The sequence below is a fragment of the Paenibacillus gyeongsangnamensis genome (assembly GCF_027533625.1).
GTDB classification, from domain to species: Bacteria; Bacillota; Bacilli; order Paenibacillales; family NBRC-103111; genus Paenibacillus_G; species Paenibacillus_G gyeongsangnamensis.
In genome coordinates this window covers 1-3,776 of record NZ_JAQAGZ010000063.1, presented here as the reverse complement: position 1 = coordinate 3,776, position 3,776 = coordinate 1, and the positions used below count along the sequence as shown (strand labels likewise).

Below are 3,776 nucleotides of genomic sequence, written 5' to 3'. Positions count from 1 at the left end.
CAATTGCGAGAGGTTCTGAACCGCTTCTGATTTCCACCGATTCAGGACATTGCTATGAATGCCGTGCTCTGAAGCGAGCTGCGAAACCGACTTTTCTTCCTTCAGAATTTCCAGTACGATGTGGGCCTTTTCTTCCGGCGTAAACTTCCTTCTACTGGTCGTCATACAACTAAGAAACTCCTTTTTTTCTGTCTAGTTTCTATGTAGCATTATACCTCTGCCAACGCATTAAGCTTGTTAATCGTTTTCCAGTTACGCATGGTAGAAGGTACGTTCAGCTTATAAAGATTGTTCGCAAGCTTTGAATTACGGACGCCATCACGAAGTAATAGGTAAACCTCCCTACCATTAATTCGAAATTCATCATTCTCATTTTGGAAAGCACTCACTTGTTTAATCCCTTCCTGCGTAGGTGGTTCGAGCAAAATTGAAACGTAAAAAGTTTCTACGTCTGTCGATACTTCGGCTTCTTTTAGCACCGCTTCAGTGAATGGACAATTTTCAATAATTCGTTCCAGTTCTAAAGATGTTCTTAATATAACGGTGAGCGTAAAAGAGAAAACCTTTGCTGTTTCTTGTTCTATCCGTTTGCGTAGTGTGTCCGCATCTTCCGCCGATTCAAACAGTACGTTGCCACTTTGAATGTACGTTTGCACTCGTTTACAGCCAATTGATTGAAATATATTCTTTAATTCAGCCATCTTAATTTTATTGTGTCCGCCTACGTTGATACCTCGTAAAAACGCAATGTAAATAGTCATTCAAATCACCTCTTCATTTAAATGTTCCGTTCTTCAACCTGCACATTCCTGCCAGTTACTTCAATGAGGCTGCCGTTTCGATGCCGCGGCAGCCTCATTGTATTGGTATTGAACTAATTTTTCCCATTAGTGTTAGACTCTGCGATTTTAATCTATGTTTCACATGTTTTAAGGAATCTATTTATTTTTTACCAGCTCCATTTCCAGAAATAAATTCTTGTAATATTGTTTTTTTCGAACAAGTTTTAATCCAACTTTATTAATTAGTTCAAGAGTATTCCGGTTTAAATGACAGCCATCGCAAACATGTTTCCAGATGGGTGTTAACCAATCCTGTATTCTCCCTAGTATCGGACTGTCCAATCGGACATGCTCTAATAAAAGGATTATCCCGTTAGGTTTACATACTCTTTTTATTTCTTCTAACGCCTTTAATGGGTTTGGATAGTACATAAAACCAACGTGCCAACAACAGTATCGAAGGTATTGTCTTCAAAAGGGGATTTCTTCTGCATCAGCTAAAATAACATCAATCGGAACTAAAGCACCGTTTGCTCTTATTAGAGAACGATTCATCATCAATAGTTGCGGTTCTATTGCGATTACTTTATCAGCCCGTTCGTAAAATGGAAAGTTCAGTCCGGTACCCGACCCTATTTCCAACACTTTCCCCCCAGCATTACGTATCAGTGTTTTTCTTATTTCAGTTAATCCTTTTTGTTCCAGAGGCTGCATCATCAAATCATAGATTTTTGCAAACCATTTTCCCATTTTCAACTCATCTCGCGTTCCTTTTATTTATCAAGAAGTAAAGGGGCTACCTACTAAGCCAAGTTTGGACATAGACACCACTGAAGATCCTAGCCATTTTATATTCAAGATTATTACCTCTAATGATAACATAGACTAGAGGTGTTAAACCGTGCTGTTTACTCCGCTTAAGCCAATGCTTCTACGCGCATTGCAAAAGCCGACCGCGAGAGCCGGCTTATTTATTGAGCTATCTCCACTAGCTTTATCATGTGTGGCCATCAAAAGACCCAGCCATCGATGCCGTCGTCATACATGACTTGGCTGCCATCGTCATCGATGAAAATGGCAGCGCGAAACGCCTTAAGGCGAATTTATCGACCACTGCTCCTTAAGCAAGCTGCAGAGCCGCTTTAAGTTGCCCGCTTCTAGCCGATGGACGGCTTTTAATTCATGGTAGTCCCGGCTGCGGCTGAACAAGGAAATGGGTATTCCCTCCTGCTGCAAATGGTATTTGGCGTTCAGCGGATACGGCTGCGATTCGATCAATGCGGCCGTACTAAGAAAGGCTTGCAGCCATTCCGCCTTCTGCGGCTCGCGTCTCCAGTTATTTGCAAACCATACATAGAGTTCGGGATGAAAGTTGGCCATGATGCCGCTGAACCCCGCCACTCCCATTTTTAATGATTCGAGCAGCGTGGCGGAGTTGGCGTTAAATATTTTTAAACGGCTGCCTCTGACCGCTTCCATCTTCGCCCGTAAATCGTTCAGGCTGCAGGAGGTATCCTTCAAGAAATAAAATCGCTGCCTTGAGGAACACCATCTCAACAGCTTCGGGCTTAAAAGCCGCTTGTACGGGTAGGGGCATTCGTATAACCCGAAACGAATCCCGGGCAGCCTCTCGAGTAGTTTCTCCGCAAGACGAATCCAGACCTCATCTGGCTCCTCCGGTTTGGCAAGGCGGTTGGTCACCAGGACGAAAGCGTCGATACCCGTGGCGGCGATACGCTCGATCTCATCGATCTGGTGTTCCAATTCCGGGCTTTGGAGAAGAAGAGCGGCATTCATCTCGATATCAAACAAATCTCCATCGACAACAGGGACAAGCTGAACCTGATGTTTGCGTCCCGGCAGTATCCCGATCTCATGCTTCGCTCCGATGCATCGCCGCTTCAAATGGAGACGGCGCAAAATGCCGGGGACATCGTGCCTTTTTCAAACCTGCTGAAGTATGCGCCCAATTGGACGAAGCTGCTTCAAACGAATCCGGCTGCAAAAAAAGCGATAACGACCGCGGACGGAAACATTTACGCTTTGGGCCTCGTACAACAAAACAACGTATATTTAGGCATACGCGACCAATGGCTGATCAACAAGAAGTGGCTGGATCAGCTCGGTTTGCGGGTTCCGACAACGACCGAACAATTCGCCTATGCGCTTTTAAGGCGAATGCCGGAATCGGGAGACATTCCGAAAGACGTGATCCCGTTTTATTTTCGTTGGGATCAATATGTAGGCGGACCATTGGATTTGTTCGGGGGCTCCTTCGGCATCCTCGTGCCGGATCAAAACTATGTGGCGGTCGAGAACGGCAAAATCCGCTTCCAGGCGATGAATCCGGAAGTTAAAAAGCCGCTGGCCTACTTGCACAGGCTGTACGAGGAAGGCTTGATCCCGCCTGAAGTATTCACGGACGACTGGGGCGCATTTGAGGCGAATTGGCGGGCCAAACCGGAGATTGCCGGATCTATGGAAGCCTACATCAATCCGAATCCCGACGTATACGTGCCGATGCTTCCGCCCAAAGCGGAGGGAGTCTCCCGCCAGCTGTTTCGCCGGCAAACCTGGATCGTCCGCAACAATCAGTTCACCATTTTCAAAAATGACAAATACCCGGTCGCCACGGCCCGGCTGGCGGATTTGCTGGCCGATCCCGATTGGACCGTACAAGAATTGTACGGGCTATTCGGAGACAGTACGAGGAAAAATGACGACGGGACGTATGACATTTTCCCGGAAACCGGGAACGAAATATATGGGTGCATGTAAATTACTCAAACTTCGCAGCTTGAAATAGGCAGGTAAGCCTTGAGAAAGCTGGGCAAACCTGCGATCCATTGTTGGAGTTGACTTTTAATCAATTTTGAGATCTTTTTGCTTGCCTTTGTTGCTACCTCGTTGATCAATTCGATGAGTTGTTGCAAAGCTACCACCCAATCTAAGGTGCTAACCTCATCGCATAACAAATAAAACAAACCACCAAGT

At 45.7% G+C, this 3,776-nt stretch carries 5 protein-coding genes and 1 pseudogene; 1 reads left to right on the top strand and 5 read right to left on the bottom strand.

The window, feature by feature from the left end; genetic code table 11:
• The 4 genes from O9H85_RS38195 to O9H85_RS37280 form a co-directional block, all read right to left on the bottom strand.
• On the bottom strand, positions 1 to 165 hold a 165-nt coding region (locus O9H85_RS38195), incomplete at its 3' end, for a transposase (protein WP_409348189.1).
• Between the two features lie 44 nt (positions 166 to 209).
• Positions 210 to 761, bottom strand: a complete 552-nt coding sequence (locus O9H85_RS37290; RefSeq protein ID WP_269886366.1) for a DUF1697 domain-containing protein — start codon at positions 759 to 761, stop codon at positions 210 to 212.
• Positions 762 to 1,253: 492 nt separating this feature from the next.
• Positions 1,254 to 1,532: a class I SAM-dependent methyltransferase gene (locus O9H85_RS37600; RefSeq protein ID WP_333474312.1), complete on the bottom strand. Its 279-nt coding sequence runs from the start codon at positions 1,530 to 1,532 to the stop codon at positions 1,254 to 1,256.
• 342 nt (positions 1,533 to 1,874) lie between these two features.
• Complete coding sequence (locus O9H85_RS37280) at positions 1,875 to 2,594, bottom strand: dihydrodipicolinate synthase family protein (protein WP_269886365.1); 720 nt, start codon at positions 2,592 to 2,594, stop codon at positions 1,875 to 1,877.
• Here O9H85_RS37280 and O9H85_RS37275 point away from each other — a divergent pair.
• Entirely contained in the window at positions 2,556 to 3,560 is a 1,005-nt protein-coding gene (locus O9H85_RS37275) for a type 2 periplasmic-binding domain-containing protein (protein WP_269886364.1), read from the top strand. The two genes, O9H85_RS37280 and O9H85_RS37275, sit on opposite strands and share 39 nt — an antisense overlap.
• Before the next feature lie 5 nt (positions 3,561 to 3,565).
• Here the strand turns inward: O9H85_RS37275 and O9H85_RS37270 are convergent.
• Positions 3,566 to 3,776, bottom strand: a pseudogene (locus O9H85_RS37270) (IS4 family transposase); the annotation flags it as partial.